Origin of the sequence: Mycobacterium montefiorense (genome assembly GCF_025823255.1) — a bacterium.
GTDB lineage: Bacteria > Actinomycetota > Actinomycetes > Mycobacteriales > Mycobacteriaceae > Mycobacterium > Mycobacterium montefiorense.
The window spans coordinates 729,362-749,706 of record NZ_JACKVL010000013.1; the positions used below are offsets into that span (position 1 = coordinate 729,362).

Annotated in this window: 22 protein-coding genes and 2 pseudogenes; 17 read left to right on the forward strand and 7 right to left on the reverse strand. The window is 64.6% G+C overall.

The features are described from left to right. Positions 1–8: 8 nt before the first annotated feature. Positions 9–1,787, reverse strand: coding sequence for a protein kinase domain-containing protein (locus H7K34_RS16920; RefSeq protein WP_264063147.1), 1,779 nt, complete (start codon positions 1,785–1,787; stop codon positions 9–11). An 80-nt stretch (positions 1,788–1,867) separates the two neighbouring features. After that, positions 1,868–2,755, reverse strand: a complete 888-nt coding sequence (locus H7K34_RS16925; RefSeq protein WP_264063148.1) for a peptidylprolyl isomerase — start codon at positions 2,753–2,755, stop codon at positions 1,868–1,870. A gap of 103 nt (positions 2,756–2,858) precedes the next feature. Between H7K34_RS16925 and H7K34_RS16930 the strand changes: the two genes are divergently transcribed. The 13 genes and pseudogenes from H7K34_RS16930 (at position 2,859) to H7K34_RS16990 (ending at position 12,531) form a co-directional block, all read left to right on the forward strand. Further along, complete coding sequence (locus H7K34_RS16930) at positions 2,859–3,533, forward strand: MBL fold metallo-hydrolase (protein ID WP_264063149.1); 675 nt, start codon at positions 2,859–2,861, stop codon at positions 3,531–3,533. After that, on the forward strand, positions 3,530–4,804 hold the full coding sequence (hisS, locus tag H7K34_RS16935; RefSeq protein WP_264063150.1) for a histidine--tRNA ligase: 1,275 nt from the start codon (positions 3,530–3,532) through the stop codon (positions 4,802–4,804). The genes H7K34_RS16930 and hisS overlap by 4 nt, the downstream gene beginning before the upstream one ends. Before the next feature lie 117 nt (positions 4,805–4,921). Next, entirely contained in the window at positions 4,922–5,182 is a 261-nt protein-coding gene (locus tag H7K34_RS16940) for a PPE family protein, SVP subgroup (protein WP_264063151.1), read from the forward strand. A 60-nt stretch (positions 5,183–5,242) separates the two neighbouring features. Next, positions 5,243–6,301 (forward strand): annotated as a pseudogene (locus H7K34_RS16945) (13E12 repeat family protein). After that, complete coding sequence (locus H7K34_RS16950; protein WP_372510802.1) at positions 6,183–7,559, forward strand: recombinase family protein; 1,377 nt, start codon at positions 6,183–6,185, stop codon at positions 7,557–7,559. The pseudogene H7K34_RS16945 and the gene H7K34_RS16950 overlap by 119 nt, the downstream one beginning before the upstream one ends. A gap of 206 nt (positions 7,560–7,765) precedes the next feature. Further along, positions 7,766–7,960 carry an excisionase family DNA-binding protein gene (locus tag H7K34_RS16955; RefSeq protein WP_264063153.1) on the forward strand — a complete coding sequence of 65 codons (195 nt, stop codon included), beginning with the start codon at positions 7,766–7,768 and terminating at the stop codon, positions 7,958–7,960. Positions 7,961–8,055: 95 nt separating this feature from the next. Next, positions 8,056–8,223, forward strand: coding sequence for a hypothetical protein (locus H7K34_RS16960; RefSeq protein ID WP_264063154.1), 168 nt, complete (start codon positions 8,056–8,058; stop codon positions 8,221–8,223). Next, positions 8,220–8,558 carry a DUF2742 domain-containing protein gene (locus tag H7K34_RS16965; RefSeq protein ID WP_264063155.1) on the forward strand — a complete coding sequence of 113 codons (339 nt, stop codon included), beginning with the start codon at positions 8,220–8,222 and terminating at the stop codon, positions 8,556–8,558. Before H7K34_RS16960 ends, H7K34_RS16965 begins: the two co-directional genes overlap by 4 nt. Further along, positions 8,555–9,850, forward strand: a complete 1,296-nt coding sequence (locus tag H7K34_RS16970; protein ID WP_308205451.1) for a DUF3631 domain-containing protein — start codon at positions 8,555–8,557, stop codon at positions 9,848–9,850. The genes H7K34_RS16965 and H7K34_RS16970 overlap by 4 nt, the downstream gene beginning before the upstream one ends. Beyond that, positions 9,847–10,152, forward strand: a complete 306-nt coding sequence (locus H7K34_RS16975) for a hypothetical protein (RefSeq protein ID WP_264063158.1) — start codon at positions 9,847–9,849, stop codon at positions 10,150–10,152. The genes H7K34_RS16970 and H7K34_RS16975 overlap by 4 nt, the downstream gene beginning before the upstream one ends. After that, a complete protein-coding gene (locus tag H7K34_RS16980) occupies positions 10,149–10,373 on the forward strand; it encodes a hypothetical protein (RefSeq protein ID WP_264063159.1) in 225 nt (74 codons plus the stop codon). Before H7K34_RS16975 ends, H7K34_RS16980 begins: the two co-directional genes overlap by 4 nt. Positions 10,374–10,530: 157 nt before the next feature. Continuing rightward, positions 10,531–11,058 (forward strand): HK97 family phage prohead protease, encoded by a 528-nt coding sequence (locus H7K34_RS16985; protein ID WP_264063160.1) that lies wholly within the window; start codon positions 10,531–10,533, stop codon positions 11,056–11,058. Between the two features lie 15 nt (positions 11,059–11,073). Continuing rightward, positions 11,074–12,531 (forward strand): phage major capsid protein, encoded by a 1,458-nt coding sequence (locus tag H7K34_RS16990; protein WP_264063161.1) that lies wholly within the window; start codon positions 11,074–11,076, stop codon positions 12,529–12,531. Positions 12,532–12,715: 184 nt separating this feature from the next. Here the strand turns inward: H7K34_RS16990 and H7K34_RS16995 are convergent, their stop codons facing one another. Then, positions 12,716–13,066, reverse strand: a complete 351-nt coding sequence (locus H7K34_RS16995; protein ID WP_264063162.1) for a hypothetical protein — start codon at positions 13,064–13,066, stop codon at positions 12,716–12,718. Between the two features lie 178 nt (positions 13,067–13,244). On the opposite strand from H7K34_RS16995, the gene H7K34_RS17000 reads away from it, so the two are divergent. After that, positions 13,245–14,189 carry a hypothetical protein gene (locus tag H7K34_RS17000; protein ID WP_264063163.1) on the forward strand — a complete coding sequence of 315 codons (945 nt, stop codon included), beginning with the start codon at positions 13,245–13,247 and terminating at the stop codon, positions 14,187–14,189. On the opposite strand, the gene H7K34_RS17005 is transcribed toward H7K34_RS17000, so the two are convergent. Both H7K34_RS17005 and H7K34_RS17010 read right to left on the reverse strand, forming a co-directional pair. Then, complete coding sequence (locus tag H7K34_RS17005) at positions 14,186–14,434, reverse strand: hypothetical protein (RefSeq protein ID WP_264063164.1); 249 nt, start codon at positions 14,432–14,434, stop codon at positions 14,186–14,188. The two genes, H7K34_RS17000 and H7K34_RS17005, sit on opposite strands and share 4 nt — an antisense overlap. A 280-nt stretch (positions 14,435–14,714) precedes the next feature. Continuing rightward, positions 14,715–15,221 carry a hypothetical protein gene (locus H7K34_RS17010; protein WP_264063165.1) on the reverse strand — a complete coding sequence of 169 codons (507 nt, stop codon included), beginning with the start codon at positions 15,219–15,221 and terminating at the stop codon, positions 14,715–14,717. Positions 15,222–15,253: 32 nt separating this feature from the next. Here H7K34_RS17010 and H7K34_RS17015 point away from each other — a divergent pair, with 32 nt between their 5' ends. Together H7K34_RS17015 and H7K34_RS17020 are read left to right on the forward strand one after the other, a co-directional pair. Beyond that, complete coding sequence (locus H7K34_RS17015) at positions 15,254–15,496, forward strand: hypothetical protein (protein WP_264063167.1); 243 nt, start codon at positions 15,254–15,256, stop codon at positions 15,494–15,496. Positions 15,497–15,581: 85 nt separating this feature from the next. Then, positions 15,582–16,079, forward strand: a pseudogene (locus tag H7K34_RS17020) (DUF222 domain-containing protein); the annotation flags it as partial. A gap of 53 nt (positions 16,080–16,132) precedes the next feature. On the opposite strand, the gene helR reads toward H7K34_RS17020, so the two are convergent. Then, positions 16,133–18,328, reverse strand: coding sequence for an RNA polymerase recycling motor ATPase HelR (gene helR / locus H7K34_RS17025; protein WP_264063168.1), 2,196 nt, complete (start codon positions 18,326–18,328; stop codon positions 16,133–16,135). A gap of 81 nt (positions 18,329–18,409) precedes the next feature. On the opposite strand from helR, the gene H7K34_RS17030 reads away from it, so the two are divergent. Then, complete coding sequence (locus H7K34_RS17030) at positions 18,410–19,435, forward strand: Rv2578c family radical SAM protein (protein ID WP_264063169.1); 1,026 nt, start codon at positions 18,410–18,412, stop codon at positions 19,433–19,435. 12 nt (positions 19,436–19,447) lie between these two features. Here H7K34_RS17030 and H7K34_RS17035 read toward each other — a convergent pair whose 3' ends face one another. Continuing rightward, positions 19,448–20,293, reverse strand: a complete 846-nt coding sequence (locus tag H7K34_RS17035; RefSeq protein WP_264063170.1) for a patatin-like phospholipase family protein — start codon at positions 20,291–20,293, stop codon at positions 19,448–19,450. Between the last annotated feature and the right edge of the window lie 52 nt (positions 20,294–20,345).

Genomic DNA, 20,345 nt, shown 5'->3' on the forward strand with positions numbered 1-20,345 from the left:
GCTCGCGTTTAGCCGAGTCGCACCGATTTGATCGTGATCGGGGCGGCGGGAAGACCGCTGTCCCGATTGCCGGCCACACCCGCCGCGCCGATCTTGTCGAGAACCGCCAGGCCGGCCTCATCTATCGTGCCGAGCACCGTGTTCACCGGTGTTGTCTCGGTGTCCGCGAAGAACATGATGAATTGGCTGCCGTTCGTGTTGGGCTCGGAGGTGGCCATGGCCACGGTTCCGCGCGGGTACACGACGGTCGCCCGCAGCGCGGCATCCCCCGCGGGGTATTGGTTGGTCGGGTATTCGTCGGCGAATTCGTAGCCGGGGCCACCACCGCCGTCCGTGTCGGGGCCGCCGCACAGCAGTGACGCGGAGTCGGCGGTCTTGATTAGTCGCGCGCATGAGGTGTCGCTGAAGAAGCGTTGTCGGGTAAGGCTGGTGAAGCTGTTCACCGCGCAGGGGGCCTTGGCGTTGTCGAGCTCGAGGCCGATCTCGCCGACGTTGGTGGAGATGATCGCCCTGATTACCGGCGGGTCGGTGGCTACCCTGCCGGAGCGGGGCGGGTCGACGGGCTTGGGCGACGCATCGGGCGAGTCGGCGGCCACGACCGGATATTGGCAGTTGGCACCCAGGTCGGCGGGCGGCGCAAATGCGGGCAGCGGCGGCGCGGTGGCCCCGTTCGGGGTGGCCGAGGTCATCGGTGTGCCGGGCCCTCCCATGGCCGGCCCTTGTTTCGGCGTCCGGGGATGGGGTGCGGCGCTGGACGCGGTATTGCTCGTGGGGGAGTCGCCGTTCGTGATCAGCGAGACGACCAGGATCGTCACCATCGCAAGCGTGAAGATCGATGCGGCGACAATGCCGACGATCAGGCGCGTATGCGAGCGCTGCGCAGGCTGCTGCAAGGCGGTGGCCGGTGCAACCGGGTACTGCGGCCCAGTGGCGGCCGTTGCTGGGGATGGCGGTGGTGGTGCGCCGCCGTGCTGGCCTGCCAGTGCGGCTTTGGCCGCCTCGGCGAACTCGAGCGCCGTTTGGTAGCGGTGGTCGAGATCTTTTGCCATGCCCCGGGCGACCACGTCGTCAAGGGCCTGGGGTACGCCGGGCGCGGTGAACGAGGCGCGCGGCGGCGGGGTGTTCAGATGCGCGTTGAGCTGTTCTTCAAAGGTGTCGCCGGGGTAGGGCAGATGTCCGGTCAGGCATTCGTAGAGAACGCAGGCCAGCGCATAGACGTCGGCGCGGTGATCGGTCATGCCCCGGAACCGCTCGGGGGCCATGTAGGCCATCGTGCCCATGGTGTGGCCGGTGTGCGTCAGCGCGGTGTCGGCGGCGGTGCGTGCCAGGCCGAAGTCGATCAGGTAGATGAAGTCGCGGTTGGATACCAGGATGTTGGATGGCTTGATGTCGCGGTGGATCAGTCCGACTTCGTGTGCCGTATCCAATGCTGCGGCAACCTGTTCGACGACCGCGACGGCGCGCTCGGGTGCCAGGCGTCCGCCGTTTTCGGCGATGTACTGCATCAGATCGCGGCCCTCGATCAGCCGCATATCGACGTAGAGCCGACCGTCGATCTCGCCGTAGCTGTGGATCGGCACCATGTGCGGATCGCTCAGGCTGGCGGCGATCCGTGCCTCGCGGCGGAAGCGTTGCTGGAACTCGGCGTCTTCGGCCAGGTGCGCGGGCAGCACCTTGAGCGCGACGATCCGGTCGGTACTGGTGTCGTAGGCGCGGTACACCTGTCCCATGCCGCCGCGGCCCAGCAACTCACGCAGTTCGTACTGTCCGAATGACTCCGTCCCCACGCACCGACCTTAAGGTGTGGGCGGATCCAGGCGCCGAATTCTGACGAATCCGTGGCGATTCGTGTTGGGTCAGCCGGGGTCTAGTCGAGAAGTATCGACTTGATCGTGACTTCGCTGGCCGGGGCTCCGTCTTCACCGCCGCCGTTGACGCCGGCCTTGGCGATTTTGTCCAGAACGGCCAGCCCGTCGGGCTGAATCGTGCCGAAGACGGTGTATTGGGGCGGCAGCTGAGAGTCCTTGTAGACCAGGAAGAACTGGCTGCCGTTGGTGCCCGGTCCGGCGTTGGCCATCGCCAGGGTGCCGCGGGGATAGGTGACCGGTTGCTGCGACTTGGGGTCGTTCGGCGGGTACTGGTCGGTCGGGTACTCGTTGTCGAACTTGTAGCCCGGACCGCCGGTGCCGTCGCCCTTGGGGTCACCACATTGCAGGACGCCCAACGTCTCCGAGGTGGTCAGCCGATGGCACTTGGTGTTGTCGAAGTACTTCTGGCCAATCAGACTCGCGAAACTGTTGACCGTGCAGGGTGATTCGTTGTTGGCCAGCATCAGGCCGAGATTGCCCTGGCTGGTCGACATGCTGGCGCTCACCTGAGCCGGATCGGTCGGCACCTTGCCGGTGCGTGGCGGCTTGACCGGCTTGGCGGCCGGTTCCTGCGGTGTCGCCGGGTACTGGCAGTTGGCGCCAACGGTCGCCGACGGCTTGAAAGCCGGCAACGGCGGAGCCGGCGGGACCTGCCCGGTCGGGGCCGTCGTGCTCGCCGCGGCTGAGGTGGCGGGCGACGCCGTGTTGTCCTTGTGTTTGTTGGTGTTGATCACGGTGATCACCACCGCGGCCACCACCGCGACAGCCGCGACGGCGCCCCCGACGATCAGCAGGAGGCGGCGCAGTCGGGCTTGCTTTGCGCGGCGCTCCAGCTGCCGTTCGAGTTTGCGCTTGGCATTCGCACGTCGCTGTTCGTTGGTCGGCACGGCCGGTATGCCTCCATGGTTGTGAGCGGGGGCGGGTAGCCAGCTCAGGCTAATGCGAGCGCGGCGTTCGGTGTCAAGCGGCCCCCGTGGGAAACTGGGAAGCGTGTTGATCACCGGATTTCCCGCTGGCATGTTGCAGTGCAACTGCTACGTGCTGGCCGAGCGACCCGGAACGGACGCCGTCATCGTGGATCCTGGGCAGCGGGTGATGGGTCCGTTGCGGCGCATCCTCGTCCAGAATCGGCTGACGCCGGCCGCGGTGCTGCTCACCCACGGTCACATCGACCACATGTGGTCTGCTCAGAAAGTGTCCGACAGCTACGGCTGCCCGACCTACATTCATCCCGAAGACCGTTTCATGCTGAAAGACCCGATTCACGGCCTTGGGCCGAGGCTGGCGCAGCTGGCGACGGGTGCGTTCTTCCGCGAGCCCAAGCAGGTGGTCGAGTTAGACCGCGACGGCGACAAGATCGACCTCGGCAACGTGAGCGTCAACGTCGATCACACACCAGGGCACACCCGCGGATCGGTGGTCTTCCGGGTTGCGCAAGCCGCCAAGGCCGACGCCGACGTGGTGTTCACCGGTGACACGCTGTTCGAGCGCTCGGTGGGCCGCACCGACCTGTTCGGCGGCAGCGGTCGCGATCTGCTGACCTCGATCCTCGACAAACTGTTGGTGCTCGACGACAACACCGTGGTGCTGCCCGGTCACGGCAACTCCACCACGATCGGTGCCGAGCGGCGTTTCAACCCGTTCCTCGAAGGCCTGACCGGATGACGGAGTCTTTCACTGCGTTCTCTGGTCCCAAGGGTGTGCCGGATTACGTTCCGCCGGACTCGGCGCAGTTTGTCGCGGTGCGTGATGGGCTGCTCAGCGCCGCCCGTCGGGCCGGTTACGGCGATATTGAGCTACCCATCTTCGAGGACACCGGGCTGTTCGCCCGCGGTGTCGGTGAATCCACCGACGTGGTGTCCAAGGAGATGTACACGTTCGCGGATCGCGGTGATCGCTCGGTGACGCTGCGGCCGGAGGGCACCGCCGGGGTGGTACGGGCGGTGATCGAACACGGCCTGGACCGCGGCGCGCTGCCGGTCAAACTGTGTTATTCGGGTCCGTTTTTCCGCTACGAGCGACCGCAAGCCGGCCGCTATCGCCAGCTGCAGCAGGTCGGCGTCGAGGCGATCGGCGTCGACGATCCCGCGCTGGACGCCGAGGTGATCGCGATCGCCGACGGCGGGTTCCGGTCGCTGGGCCTGGATGGATTCCGGCTGGAAATCACCTCGCTGGGCGATGACAGCTGCCGGCCGCAGTACCGGGAAGTGTTGCAGGGGTTCTTGTTCGGGCTTGACCTGGACCCCGAAACACGCAGGCGCGCCGAGATCAACCCGCTGCGGGTACTCGACGACAAACGACCCGAGGTCAAGGCGATGACGGCCGATGCCCCGGTGTTACTCGATCATCTTTCGGATGCCGCCAAACAGCACTTCGACACGGTGCTGGCCCACCTGGATGCACTGGGCGTGCCGTACGTCATCAACCCACGGATGGTGCGCGGGCTGGACTACTACACCAAGACCACCTTCGAGTTCGTGCACTCTCGCCTGGGCGCCCAGTCGGGTATCGGCGGTGGTGGCCGCTACGACGGGCTGATGCGCCGGCTCGGCGGACAAGACCTGTCCGGCATCGGATTTGGGCTTGGCGTGGACCGGACGCTGCTGGCGTTGCGCGCCGAAGGCCGCAGCGTGGGGGAGACCACGCGCTGCGAGGTCTTCGGTGTGCCGTTGAGCGAACCGGCCAAACTGCGGCTGGCGGTGCTGGGCGGTCAGCTGCGTGCCGCCGGTGTCCGGGTGGACCTGGCTTACGGCGACCGGGGGCTCAAGGGCGCGATGCGCGCGGCCGACCGGTCGGGGGCCCGCATCGCGCTGGTCGCCGGGGATCGCGATATCGAATCCGGCACCATCGGGGTAAAGGATCTCGCGACCGGTGAGCAGGTGTCGGTGTCGGTCGATTCGGTTGTCGCCGAAGTACTTTCGCGTTTCGAACGGTAGTCGCGGGCGAGTCGGACGAGTTTGGGCCGCTGTCACCAGAGATTTGGCCGAATCGTCAATAAATCTCTGCGTTCGTCGTATTCTCTTCCCAACATTGCGCGGGGGAGGGAGACATCCGTGGACCGTGTCGAGTCGCATGGCGCCGAGAATCCGCCGGCGGTGAAATCGTTCCGCGACTTCTCCAGCGTCAGAGTCCAGTGCACGACTCTGGGCGCCTCGGCCTCGCTGGGGTCGTTGTCGGTGCCGGCGGCCTGGCCGACGTCAACGGCGAAAGCCACCGATGCCCCGACCGCGGCTACGGATAAGCCGCCGGGACTCACCTACCAGGACGGCCTGATGGGTGTGGTGACCGGGAACGGTACGGCTGCCCCAGCGTAATCACTTGTGCCACTTGCGTTTCAGCAATTTCTTGTCGGTGGGTGGCGATATCATTCGAACATGCGTTCGAGCGGTCGTGACGAGATCCGAGAGGCTGTCGACGCGATCGACGCTGGCCTGGATCGCGTTTGCGAATTCTCGTTCGACGCGTTGACCAACCCCGAGCGCTTGAGGCTGCTGGAACGGTTTGAAGAGATCGCGCGGCGACTGCCGGTGCCGGCCCATACGCTGATCAATGGCCTTGTCCGGGAGGCGACACCGGATGAGATCGGCGGAAAGCTGTCGCTTGTGCTGGCCGACCGGCTGCGCATCACCCGCGCCGACGCGGCACGCCGAATCAGTGTGGCCGACGACCTGGGTGCACGCCAAGCGCTGAGTGGTGAGCGGTTGGAGCCGCGGGTGCCGGCCACTGCCGCCGGGCAGCGCGAGGGCGCCATCGGCAGCGGCCACGTCGCGGTGATTCGCCAGTTCTTCGATCAGTTGCCGGCCTGGGTGGACGTTGAAACGCAAGGCCTGGCCGAATAACAGCTGGCCCAGCAGGCCACCCAATTTCGTCCCGAGCAGGTGAGCAAGTTGGCGGACCGACTGGCCTACTGCCTCAACCCGGATGGCAACTTCACCGACGTTGATCGGGCTCGCAAACGTGTACTGACGTTGGGGAAGCAGGACGTCGATGGGATGTCGCGGCTCACCGGCTGGCTGACGCCGGAAACGCGTGCCACCGTCGAGGCTGTGATGGCCAAACTGGCTGCCCCCGGCATGTGCAATCCCGAGGACCAAACGCCGACCATCGACGATGCGACACCGGCGGAGGCGATGCAGCGCGACAACCGCACGCCCGGCCAGCACAGCCACGACGGCCTCAACGCCGCCCTGCGCGCCGTCTTGTCATCTGGAAAGCTCGGGCAGCACAATGGGTTACCGGCGACGATAATCGTCGTGCGAATAATGTACTGTGACGGGGATGGCGAATCAGGCACCGCAACCTGTCAGAACGGCGATCTACACGCGCATCAGTCACGACCCGACCGGCCAGCAGCTAGGCGTCACACGCCAGCTCGAAGACTGTCGATCACTAGCCGACCAATACGGCTGGCACGTTGTAGAGGTCTTCGATGACAACGACCTCTCGGCCTACAGCGGCCGCACACGGCCAGGCTTCGAAGACATGCTTGATGCGATGAAGCGCGGCGAATTCGACGCGCTGATCTGCTGGCACACCGACCGCCTGTACCGGTCGATGAAAGACCTCGAACGCCTCATCGACGTCGCAGACGCCGGTCGCGTGCAGTTGCGTACCGTGCAAGGCGGTGACCTCGACCTGTCAACCGCGTCAGGACGCATGCTGGCCCGTATCTTGGGGTCGGTGGCGCGGCAAGAGTCTGAACACAAGGGTGAACGGCAGAAGCGTGCGAACGTGCAGCGCGCCGACAGTGGCGCGTGGTGGTCATCGAACCGGTGCTTCGGCTACACGCAGACCGGCGAACCGCTCGAGCCAGAAGCGTCGCTGATACGCGCGGCGGCGGCTGCCGTCCTCGAAGGAACATCACTGCGCGCCATCGCCCGCGGCTGGAACGAATCTGGTGTCGTGTCGTCGCGCGGAGCCGCCTGGAACACCTCACGCGTCAAGCGCCTGCTCCTCAATCCGCGGTACGCCGCGTTGCGCACCTACCACGACAAGGTGGTTGGCCCAGGCGACTGGCAGGCCATCATCAACGAAGACACGTTCCACGGCCTGGCCGCAGTGTTGCGGGATCCCAACCGCGGGGGCGCCGTCTCATACGAACGCAAGTACATCGGATCCCACCGCTACATCTGCGGCCTGTGCGGCGCTGTCATGCATCACACCGTGTCGACGCATAGCAACGGCCGCACGTTTCACCGGTACGGCTGCACGAAGCAGGCACACCTGTCCCGCACGCAACCAGAACTCGACGCCTGGGTCGAAGCCGTCGTGTTGAGCTACCTACGCGACGACATGAAGATGGCGGCCATAGTGGCCGACAACCGTGACGCCGCAGTCAATCTCACAGAGTTGACCACCAGGCGTGAGGCGCTGAAAGCCAAGAAACGTCAGCTTGCGACGTTGTTGGCCGACGATGTGCTTGACGAGGCTGACGTGCGCAGAGAATCAGGAAACCTGTCGGCCAAGATCGACGCCGTCGATGCGGCCATCAGCGGCGCGGCACGCCGGAACCCAGTACTGGATCTGATCAAGGACGGGCCCGATCTTATCGAAACACGTTGGGCTGCATTGACACCCGATCTGAAGGGCAAGGCCCTCGACGAGTTATGCACTGTGGTTGTTAACCCTGCCCCGCGCGGCCGCTACTTCAAACCTGAATGCATCGACTTCGTGCAGAAAGTGCTGGCGTGACCAACGTGGCGGTCGTCGGTCACACGCCGCGGCGCGACCGACGAATGCAGGTCACGGCAGCCGTTGACACACCACCGCACGCCGCGTAGCGTCAGTTCCGCGCTAGACGTGTCTCAAAAACCAGCTTCTAGCGATCCGCGTATCTGAACCCCGCCGGTATTCACCTGCGGGGTTTTTTCATGCCCAGAATCCGAAGGAGCACCACCATGGGTAAGAAGATCACCGTCCGCGAGGTCGTCAACACCTACGGCATCGGTGAGCGCACCGTGCGTCGCTACATCGCAGACGGACGCCTCACCGCGTACCGCATGGGACCTCGCCTCATTCGCCTTGACGCCGAGCAGGTCGAACAAGAACTGATTGGCGATCCGGTCAGGGGATCACACGACTGTTCGGCCTAGGCCCTGTCAGAAAGCTACGCACACAACAGAATACGACCCTACTAGCAAGCCCCCGCGATTCGCGCCGGGGGCTTTTTCATGTCCAGACCAGGGAGATGACCGTGACCGACCGGCCTGACAATGGAGACGCCGCGCACCGTGACGCGACGCTGCGCAAACGCGCAGAACGCGTCGTCGCAGACTGGGCACCGATGACAGATGCGCAGCGGCAGAAGGTCGCCGCCATTCTGAACACCAGTTCGACCGGCGTCGGTGCAGCATGACGACACGATCACGACAACCACGCATTCAATCGCGCCAGGTCGCATGGTTCGAAGTACACCTACTGGTCGCGCCGTGGCTCGCCACCGTCGACAGCTGGCCGGTGGCTGGTACCCCGGCGTGGTGCGCGCTTGATGACCACGATCCGGCGAAGTGGGCCGCGGTCCTCGACGCCGCGCAGCACGCCGTCTTGCACTGGGATGCCAGCCAGCAGGCACGCGCCGACGCCAGCCGTGAAATCTCGGCGGCCGCAGACTGGTCTGCAATCGCTCGGTCGATTGCTGATCGCGAAGCGTTCTACGCCGAACGGCCGTGGTTGAAGCGCAGGCCCGCATGATGGTCGACACCGCAGCGCAACAACACGCCGCCGAACTGTTTGACGACGTGAAGACGTACCTTGCGAGGTTCGTGGTGTACCCGAGTCCGGCTGCGCTGATCGCGCACACCCTCTGGATCTTGCACACCTGGTTCATGCACGAATGGGAGTCAACGCCGCGTATCGCGTTCTTATCGCCTGAACCGGCATCAGGGAAGTCGCGCGCACTAGAGGTGACAGAACCTCTGGTGCCGCGCCCGGTTCACGCGGTCAACGCCAGCCCCGCCTACCTGTTCAGGAAGGTGTCAGATCCCGACGGTAGGCCGACGATTCTGTTCGACGAAATCGACACCATCTTCGGGCCGAAGGCCAAAGACAACGAAGACATACGCGGCATGCTCAACGCTGGCCACCGCAAAGGCGCGGTCGCCGGCCGCTGCGTTATTCGCGGCAAAACCGTTGAAACTGAGGAACTTCCAGCGTATGCGGCGGTGGCGTTGGCTGGCCTTGACGACTTGCCTGACACGATCATGACGCGCAGTGTCGTCGTCAGAATGCGCCGTCGACTTGGTGACGAGAAAGTGGAACCGTGGCGTCGGCGCATCAACGGCAAAGGTGCTGAAGAACTCGCGGAGCGCATCGACAACTGGTCGTCCGACGAGGGTGTCAGGCCGACGTGGCCTGACATGCCGCCAGAGATACAAGACCGCGATGCCGACGTATGGGAAGCACTACTTGCCGTGGCAGACCTCGCTGGCCACGCATGGGCGACCACGGCACGCGACGCGGCGAAGACCATCGTTGCGGCTTCACGGCAGCGCAAGCCCAGCGTCGGCGTACTACTGCTGGCCGACCTACAGAAGGTGTTCAACGAGGCGAATGGCGACAGGTTGACCACGGTTGCAGTGCTGTCGGCGCTGAACGCGATGGCTGAATCACCGTGGCCAACCATCAGACGCGGCGAGCCGATTGATGCGCGCAGCCTGGCGAATCGACTCGGCAAGTACGGCATTGGTTCGAAGACGCTACGTCGCGGCAGTGTTGAGGTCTTCAAAGGCTACGCACGTTCACAGTTCGAAGACGCCTGGACGCGGTACGTGCCGATAGACGACGGCAAAGGCGACAACGAAGGCGATGATGACATTTCAGAGCCACCTGCGCCGGTCGAAAGAAATTCCGCGGTTACATCGGTTACATCGGTTGCCGCCGTACCGGATGTAACCGCTGTAACCGATCCAAACCTTCACGCGCGCGCAGGCTGCCACCACCGCCAAATGACCACCACCGCGGCAACGAACGGACACCACCAATGACCGACAGGCCGCAGGTAACCGACGACGAACTGAACGACCGCATCACGCGCATCATCACTGACGCCATCGACGCACTCGACGCCGAAGACATACAGGCACGCGTCGCCTGGTGCCAACAACACGACGCGCACGGCGTACGCGTGTTCTTCGACGAGGCCGATGACATCATCGAAATCCGCTGGGGCAACAAACCACTCATCATGGCCAGCCGCAGCACACTGCTCGACAGCGCACCGTTGCAGCCACCTGTGTTCGTCGTAGAGCCACCAGACTGCGTGCCACCAGACTGGACCGACCAATGACCGCCAACGCGGCTCTGACGCCAACTGAGCGCCGAACGCTGCTGCTGCTCGCAGTAGGCGCAATGGCCGAACGCCTATCTGTTGACGCCGATGCCGCAGAGCTGGCCATCGACCGCTACCAGGTGCGCTTGCATGGTGGCGACCGCGACGCGATGGTCGACGTAGCCGGTCAACGCCTGGTGCGCGCGCCGCGCGCATGGTTGGCCGAACTAGGCGGCTGATGCTTCACGCCAATGCGTCAAATCGTTTGGTACGCTCCGCAATTAGCTCGGTATCACCGCCACGCCGGATGCCTGCAAGATGCAGGCACAAACCGGACAACGGGTCACCACGCAGGACGCAAGCGAGATCACGCAACGTCACGTCAGGTGATAACCCTTGAGCAACACACTCTTTCGCAACGCCGACATGACCGCTGGCAGCGGCCGAACCGTTCACGGCATTGCCGTGCCATTCGGTCAGGTCGCAGAGGTCAGCGACGGCGACGGCCGCACCTACCGAGAACGATTCGAACACGGCGCATTCGCAAGATCGATTCGCGAACGCGGCAGCAAGATCAAGCTCCTAGCATCCCATGACAGACGCCGGTTTCCGGTCGGTCGCGCCGTCGAACTGCGCGAAGAACGCGACGGCCTGCACGCCGCCTTCACCATCGCCAACACACGCGACGGTGACGATGTCCTCGAGCTTGTTCGCAGCGGCACCGTAGACAGCTTCAGCGTCGGCTTCCGCGGCATTCGTGACCGGTTCGACGGCGATGTAGTGGTACGCACCGAAGTCGCCTTGATGGAAGTCAGCCTGGTCGCACTGCCTGCCTACGAAGGTGCCACCGTCGCTGGCGTGCGGTCACAACTCATCATCCCCCGCGGCGTCGCTGAACGACGCTTGCGCCTGCTTGAACTCTGAAAGGTCAACACCACCATGAACACGGACGGCAAGAACCTGGCCACGCTTGAGCGTGACGCAGACACCTACCGCAGCGAAGCACGCAGCATCTTGGATCGCGCAGGCGACGGCGACCTGACCGGCGACGACGCCGCACGCTTCGATGAACTGACAAGCCTGATCGAATCGCACAACACGGCCATCAGCGACCGTCAGCGTCAGCTTGCCGAGATTCGGTCTGCTGGCCAGCCTGGCAGCCGCGTGGCGATTGTCGATTCTGGCGGCGTGCAACGCGATAACCACGGTAACGACCGTGATCGTGCGCCAGGTGGTCACCTGCGCGACATTGCTCTGCGCGCACTCGACGCCGCAGTAAAGGCCGACCGGCTTGCCGCATCTGGTGCTGAACTAGTGGAAACGTTGATGCACAACGGTTCTGCGCACCAGCAGACGTGGACGCAACGCTATGCCGCCGCAGCCGGTTCAGAACACTACGAACGCGCCTTCGCGAAGCTGCTTGCCAACCCGACTCACGGCCACCTGACCTGGACACCAGACGAAGCCGACGCCTACCGCGCCGTGGCTGCGGTGCAGGCTGAACAGCGCGCGATGTCAACCAGCGACGCAGCCGGCGGATACATGATCCCGCTGACCTTGGACCCTGCCGTGATCATCACATCAAGCGGCAGCGTGAATCCGCTTCGGCAGATCAGCCGCGTCGTGCAGATCACCACCGACAACTGGAACGGAGTCACCAGCGCAGGCGTGTCGGCCGAGTGGACCGCTGAAGCGGCCGAAGTCGCCGACGCATCACCAACACTCGGTCAGCCGTCGATCCCCGTATATCGCGGGGATGCTTTCGTGCCGTTCGGCTTTGAGGTCGAAGGCGACGCCGTCGGCTTCATGCAAGAGCTTGGCAAGCTCTTGGTCGATGGCGCAGACCAACTGACTGCGGCTGCCTATACGGTAGGCACCGGTTCAGGTCAGCCGACCGGCGTCATCACGTCGTTGGTGGCGTCGGCTGGCACCGTGCCACTCATCACGCCGACCACACCTGAAACGTTCGCAGCATCAGACGCGTACAACGTGCAGAACGCGTTGCCGCCTAGATTTCAACCGAAAGCCAGCTGGACCGCGAACCTCAGCATCCTCAACCTGGCGAGGCAATTCGAGACGGCGTCAGGCAGCCTCAAATTTCCTGGGCTGCAATTCAATCCAATGATCCTGCTCGGCCGCACCGCCTACGAGAACAGCAACATGGACGGCGCGTTCGATGCGGCTGCGACTGCGAACAACTACTTGTTGGCGTATGGCGACTTCGCGAACTTCGTCATCGTCGACCGCGTCGGTAGCACGCTTGAACTGGTGCCGCACCTGGTCGGTAGCAATCGACGGCCGACCGGCCAACGCGGCGCACTGCTGTGGTTTCGCACTGGTTCGAATGTCGTTGTACCGCAGGCATTCAGACTGCTGAACGTGGCGACGACCGCATAGCGCGCGTTCGATGTGACCAGTCACACGAGATGTCCCGTGACTGGTCACATCGACCGGGGGGAGGGGTGTCAACGCTGTGACCTGCGGCGTTACGGCACCTCCCGCGAGGTAGGCGATTAGCGCAAACGCGACTCGGGTTGAACATCGTGTGACTGGCGGCCTCCGCCGACCACGCCGCGCGAAGCTAGACCCAAGGACCAGGTGTCGCGATCTGACCATCGCGCTTCCGGATACCGGCGCTCAGAACGCCACTAGGTCGACCGTCGCGGTTGTGGGTGATCGACCGCGGAACGCCGCAGGCCTCGGCATATTCGACGATGTCGAGGTTCGGGTCGGAGTGCATCAGCACCTGCGCCGTGACCCACATGACGTTCGTCCGAACGCAGTCGACCTCGATTGGTTCTTCTAAGAACTTCGTCCCGCGGTTCGAATCATCTTCACGATGGTGCCCGGCGCGATCGAGCCGATACGGGGCATCAGACCAATCGTGGTTCGCAATCTCAGCAGCGAACTCCTGGGCAATACGACTCAGCATCTGTTATTCCTCCGATGAGAATGGGTACAAGCCCCTCCCCGATGGAGGGACCAACACGAATGCTACCCGAACAAGCGCGTCGATCGCGTCAACTGCTCGCGTGACGCATAGTGCCGACAGGGCGACACAGCCAGCGCGGCGTAGGCCTGGTGTCGGGGCGAGTGCCTAACATTGCCACGTGGAATATGAGGGCGAGTTGTACGCCGAGCGGCTGCGCCGAGAGGCACAAGCAACACGGCTGACTGGTGGGGATGCGCAGTGGACCAAGCACTTTCACGAGCCGGCCATTCGGATCAAGCTCGACATCGCGTGGAGAGATGCGATTGAGCCGATACCTGATGCACTCTGGCCGACGCTCACCGACACGATCACAGGCCGCACGCTCAGATCGCTGGGCATCGAGCTAGCCCCAAGAAACATGACAGCCGCTGCGACTTCAGCGGAAAGTGAGTTGCTGTCACTCATAGAGGCAGAGCATGAGGCGCTTATGTGGCTCGTCGCCAAGTCGCGCGACGCCTCCGTCGACCCCGGACACTCCATTTCACGCGGGATCGCCGAGGCACCCGAGAACTTTCGGACTGACGTGAACCGGATCTTCGAGGCGTACGCACTCGCGTTCTCTTTGACGCAGTCAAGTCGGATCATCGATATCGAGTCGCAAGAAATGCACAACGCAGTCGTCGCGCCAACTCTGTATCTGTTGCATCAACAGCCGCGTTTCGCCGCCACCGAGACGGTCTACCAAAAGGCTCTGGCAGAGATACGCAACGGCGACGCAGCCGACGCCATAACGGACGCAGCGACTGCACTCCATGAGGCGCTGAGAGCATTGGGTTGCACTGGCAAGACGCTGGGCGAGCTTCTGACGTCCGCAAAGAAGACGGGTCTGGTGAAAGGCAACGACACGCCGCTCACGAAGACAATCGCTGACACCGTCAGCTGGGTCGCAGCGACCCGCAACGACGGAGAAGCACACTGGGCATCCGATGCCACGATGAGCGACGCTTGGATGGTCGTGCACGTCGTCGGCGCATTAATTATTCGATTGGCCGAACCGAGATCCGAACCGACGTCGCAGAGCGCCCGCAGGCCGAACCTACGGGCGCTTCTGCCTACTGACTAGGCCGCGCGACCGTCCTTGATCTTCAACTGCGTGCCTGCGCTGATTGCTTCTGCGAACTGCGTCAGGTGAGGATCAGTGATTGTTGCGCCGCGCCGCTTGAACTCGCTTTGCAGGCCGTCTTTCACGCGCTCCACGGGATGCCCCGCGTAGCGTCGATGAACCGCGTCGCACGCCTCTTGTAGCTGCGCCAGGATCTGACGATTGAGGTCGTCTTCCCAGCCGTCGTGCCACTTGATGCGCGCCATAGCCGCACCTCCGTACATCCCGCACCGAGCCCAAATGCGGCGGAGCCACCAGGTGCGTCGCTGATTTGACGGAGCACTCGGGGGGATTACAGTGGTGGTTCTTCACTACACACCACGGCCACCCCGTGACCGGCGCTCAACACCCGCGCTGATCGCGGGGTGTCCGCATTGACCCCATTATGGAATGGCGCGCCGACGTTCTGGGTTCGCCACGCCGTGCATCTGGTGGGCGAAGGGCTCAACTACCCCCACATCTTGTGGCGGTCTAGTGCAGCGGCAGCTAAGACTCACGCGCCGTAACCGCCTTGCCTGGGTTCAAAAGCGGTGGCCCGCAAGGTAAAGCACCAGCCTTCACCGCGTCCTCAACGGTCGACGCTTCCTTGCCTGAACGGCACACGACATACCGGTACTGAAAATGTTGCCGAATGTAGGTCTTGGTCAAGTCGTCAAGCAGTGTGTTTGCACCGCCGCGAAGCAGCGCCAAAACGTCAGAAGTCAGATCAGGCACGACGAACCGATCGCAGACGTACACACAGAACTGATCGCCGCTGCGCTTGCCGTTCGCGTGAGTGCGCAAACGGCCCAGAAGGCCTTGGCTGTTCGTTTTTGCCTGGCCTTCGTCGTCGATGTCCTCGACCTGTACACCACGGCCAGCCATGCCGACATAGATAAACGCTGTGCCGCTGAATACCGAATAGACGCCTGGTAGGCGCGGTATGTCGCGGTTTGGCCAATCAGCGAACCGGTGCAGCGGCCCTTCTTGAAGCTCAGCGATGTCTACGTCCACGTTGTGAGCGTCGCACGGTGCGACATCGCGGCGTGTCTGCACCGCCGACCATCACCGATGCGGAAACCTTCGTAGGCGTGCAGACACCCGACGCTAAACCCGCAAAACGACGCCTTGCTGTCTCCAGCGGTCGCGACGACATCGATTACGCCGTGAGCTACTGGCTCGACAGGTTGCCGGACCCTACTCCGGCGCAACGCGCCAAGGTCAGCGCGATATTCAACCGCGCAGCAGACCGTCGGGCCTCCGAGGGCGAAGACTCTTCGCCGCACTGAGGTGACAAGGTGGCGGTGCCTTGCAATCGCGGGGGCTGAACCAGTGCGGCAGCTTGAGTAGTAGTGCAGTCGTCGTACGACCATGATCGTTGTCACCACCACGCTCCAAGAGTTGGAGGCCGCTACCGGCAAGGCGCTCACCGGCGGCGGCGCCCTGTTGCCCATGTCCGACGTCATCCGCCTGGCCACCCACGCCCATCACTACCTGGCGGTCTTCGACAAGAGCCGCCCGGTAGGCCTTTGTCACGCCAAGAGACTGGCCTCCCCGGGGCAGCGAATTGTGTTGCATGCCAAAGATCGTGGGTGTTCGGCTCCCGGCTGCGACGTACCGGGTTACCTCTGCGAAGTCCACCACATCGATGACTATGCGGCCTGTCATACCACCGACGTGGACAACCTCACCTTCGCGTGCGGGCCCCATCATCGGCTGATCAAGCCCGGCGGCTGGACCACCCGAATACGCAAAAACGGCGACGTCGAATGGATTCCGCCACCACATCTGGACTACGGACAGTCGCGAAGCAACAGTTTCCATCACCCCGAGGAGCTGCTGACCGGTAAGGCGTCGCGGGCAGCGCCCTGAGACGTTGCGTGGCGCAGGCGAGGGCGCTGACACTGGTCCAGGCCGCCAGCGTTCTAGACGTGAGCGCGTGGCTCGTACTCGGCCAACCCCGCCAGCGCCTGTGGCAGTGGGTCGCGGTGCACAACGCCGAGGCGTTGCGTGGCGCGGGTGAGGGCGACGTAGAGTTCGGCCGCGCCGCGAGGGCCGTCGGCGAGGATCTGTTGCGGGTCGACGACCAGCACGGCGTCGAACTCCAGTCCCTTTGTTGCCGACGCCGGCACCGTGCCCGGCACGCCGGGTGGGCCGATCACGATGCTGGTGCCTTCGCGATCGGATTCGTCCCGAACGAAATCCTGGATAGCACCGGCTAGTTCGTCATCGGTGACCTGTCGCGACCACGGCCGCACGCCGCAGGCGCGCACCGACTCCGGCGGCTGAACCCCGGGCGCGAACTCCTCGAGCAACGCGGCGGCGACCGTCATGATCTCCTCCGGGGTCCGGTAGTTCACGGACAGCGGCCGGTATTCCCACCGGCCGGACACGTACGGCTGCAGCATCGCCCGCCACGATGTCGCTCCGGCCATCGACCGCCGTTGGGCGAGATCGCCAACCACCGTGAAGGATCGACCGGGGCAGCGTCGCATCAGCACCCGCCAGTCCATTTCGGACAGTTCCTGGGCCTCGTCGACGACGATGTGCCGGTACGTCCAATCCCGATCCGCCGCAGCACGTTCGGCGAGTTCACGAGTGTCGCGCTCGACGAACCGGTCCGCCAGGTCCTCGGCGTAGATCATGTGCTGGGCGCGCAACTGCTCCTCGTCGTCCATCGAGTCCTCGCTGCGCAGTTCGAGTAGGTCCAGCACGCCGGCGGCGTACTCCGCCTCGTAATTGCGCTCCCGCTCGGCGCTGGCCTCGGCGGACGCGGCGGCCTTGTCGCGGCCCAGCAGATCGACCAGCTCGTCGAGCAGCGGCACGTCCGACACCGTCCAGGCCTGGCCGTCAACGCGCAATAGCGCCTGGGGAGCACCCACGGCATGCAGCCGCTCGGGGGAGAGGTACAGCGAAGTCAACAGCTCCTGCGGTGTCAAGATCGGCCACAGCCGGTCGAGCGCGGCGGCGAACTGTTGGTTGTCGGCGAGCTCGGAGAGCAGATCCGCGCGCAGCTGCTCCCATGCGTCGCGGTCCTTGCGGGTCAGCCAGCCGCGGCCGATCCGGGCTATCGCCCGCTCGGTCAGTGCCCAGGTGAGGATGTCGACGAACACCGCGCGGGCCTGGTTATGCGGCTGTCCGCTGCCCCGCGCCTCTTCGCGCGCCCACCCGGCGATCTCGGCGTCGATGCGCATCGTGACGTCCGCCAGCTCGATTTCCAGCGGACGTTCGGGCACCCGCTGCCGATCGGCGATCGCTGCCGCCAGCACGTCCAAAATCTTCAGTGAGCCTTTGATCGCCGCGCATTCCGGGGTGTCCTCGGCGGTGATGTGCAGCCCGGGAACCAGATCGCCCGGTGTCACGAACACCACGCTGGACTCGCCCAGCGACGGCAGCACGCGGTCGACGTGGCGAAGGAACGCCGCATTGGGCCCGACCACAAGCACTCCGTGCCGCTCGATGCGCTCGCGTTGGGTGTACAGCAGGTACGCGACCCGGTGCAGTGCGACGACCGTCTTCCCGGTCCCGGGGCCGCCATCGATCACCAGGACGCCCGGGTTATCGAGCCGGATGATCTCGTCCTGCTGTGCCTGAATGGTGGCAACGATGTCGCGCATGCCCTCGCCGCGCGGGGCGTTGACCGCCGCCAGCAGAGCCGCATCGCCTTGCGCGTCGCCGCCCGGCCGGCCGAACACCTCATCGGTGAAGTCGACGATGCGCCGCCCTCGGGTGTGGAACTGGCGACGCCGGTGCATGTCCTCGGGGCTGGCGGCGGTGGCGACATAGAAGGCCCGCGCGGCTGGAGCCCGCCAGTCGAGCAGCAGCGGTTGGTACTCATTGTCGGCATCGAAGAGGCCGATCCGGCCGATGTAGGACCGTTCGCCGGAAATGGCGTCCAACCGCCCGAAGCACAGCCCGTAGTCCGCCACGTCCAGCCGCTTGACCTCCCTGGCCACCGCACGCACCTCGGCATCCCGATCCGAAAGGCTCTCGCCATCGCCCAGCAATGCCGCGCGGAATCGGTCCTTCGCCCGCGCACGTTCGGCATCGAGACGCGCATAGAGCTCGGTCACGTAGCCCTGCTCGGACCGCAATTCGTCTTCGTACTCTGGATTCGACAAGCGCCCCTCCGGCAGTTTTCGTCTCGGCCAAGTGTAGGGGGCCCGCTTGACATTGCATCGAACAATTGTTCGAATAACGGTATGCGGTGGGCGAACCAAGCCGTCGCTGTCAACGGCGAACCGGTTGACGACGGAGCACTTCCAGGGCTGCAGCGGATTGGCCTGGTCCGAAGCGTGCGCGCCCCGCAGTTCGAGGGGATCACCTTTCACGAGGTGCTCTGCAAATCGGCGCTCAACAAGATTCCGGACGCGGCCGCACTGCCGTTTCGCTACACCGTCAACGGCTACCGGGGCTGCTCGCATGCCTGCCGCTATTGTTTCGCGCGGCCCACCCACGAATACCTGGACTTCGACTGCGGCACCGACTTCGACACCCAGGTCGTGGTCAAGACGAACGTCGCGGAGGTTTTACGCCGCGAGTTACGCCGGGCGTCGTGGCGGCGCGAAACCGTCGCACTGGGCACCAACACCGATCCCTACCAGCGCGCCAAGGGCCGTTACGCCCTGATGCCGGGCATCGTAGCCGCGCTGACCGAGGCCGGCACGCCGCTGTCCATTCTGACCAAGGGCACCTTGCTGCGACGGGACCTTCCGTTGATTTCCGCTGCGGCCCAACAGGTTCCGGTGTCGGTCGCGGTGTCGCTGGCGGTCGGGGATGCCGAGCTACACCGGGATGTCGAGCCGGGTACGCCGACGCCGCAGGCGCGGCTGGGTCTGATCGCCGCGATCCGCGACGCCGGGCTGGACTGTCATGTGATGGTCGCACCGGTGCTGCCGCATCTCACCGACTCCGCCGAGCACCTCGACGGGCTGCTCGGCCAGATCGCGGCTGCCGGCGCCACCAGCGTGACCGTGTTCGGCCTGCATCTGCGACGTTCGACCCGCGGCTGGTTTATGTCCTGGCTGGCCCGCTCGCATCCCGAGCTCGTCGAGAACTACCGCGAGTTGTACCGGCGCGGAGCGTATTTGCCGCCGGACTATCGCGAGATGCTGCGGGCACGGGCGGCCCCGCTGATTGCCAAACACCGACTGACCGGAGACCAGCGGGCGTTCGCACAACCGCCCAGAGCCCTCGACCCGGAGCCGGCCCAGCCCACGCTGTTCTGAGCTAAGCCCGACCTAGTGGGTATGCGGCTCGAGTAATGCGGCCTGGCCGGTGGTCGGCGGGTGCGCCGCCAGCCACTCGCGGGTGGCCGCGTGTGATCGCTCGATAAGCGTTGCGGCGTGCGAGAAATCCGCTCCCGAGGTGGCGATCGGGCATAACGGATGGACAACGCGTAGGTCGACTGCCTGCTCGAAGCGTTCAATGTCGGCGGCCAGGCGATGGTTGAGGGCCAGTGTCATGGCGTGCAGCGCCATGTTCACCGCAGTTGTCGGCGACGCCGGCAGATCGCACGAGTAGCCGGTCGGCAATACCCAGACCCGGTCGGCCCCGAGCGCGACGGCATGGGAGATCGGAGTGTTGTTCACGACGCCGCCGTCCATCAGATCCCGCCCGTTGATTCGCACCGGCGGGAATATGCCCGGGATCGCGGCGCTCGCGGCGATTGCGTCGGCCGCGTTGCCGGACGACAGCAGCACATCGGTGCCCGAGACCACGTCCGTGGCCACCACATGCAGGGGGATCGGTGCATCCTCGAGCCGGGTGAACTCCAATTTGTCGGTCAGCACGCGTCGTAAACCGGTGTTGGGTACCAGGTGCGACCGGCGGCCAAGCATGCCCAGCGCCCCGGCGACCGGATGGGCCGGAAATATCTCCTTTCGCGACAACGAAATCCAGAGCTCTGCCAGTCCGCGAATTCCGGGGAGGTCGGGCCGTGACGCGATCCACCCGCCATTGACCGCACCGACCGACGTGCCGACGATCAGATCGGGCCGTTCTCCGACGCCGGCCAGGCCGAGCAGCATCCCCACATGGACCGCACCGAGGCTGGCGCCGCCGGACAACACGAATGCTGTGGGCACAGATGCATACTAGGGATTTCCGCCAGAAGTGCGATGGGTAACGCATCCGGTA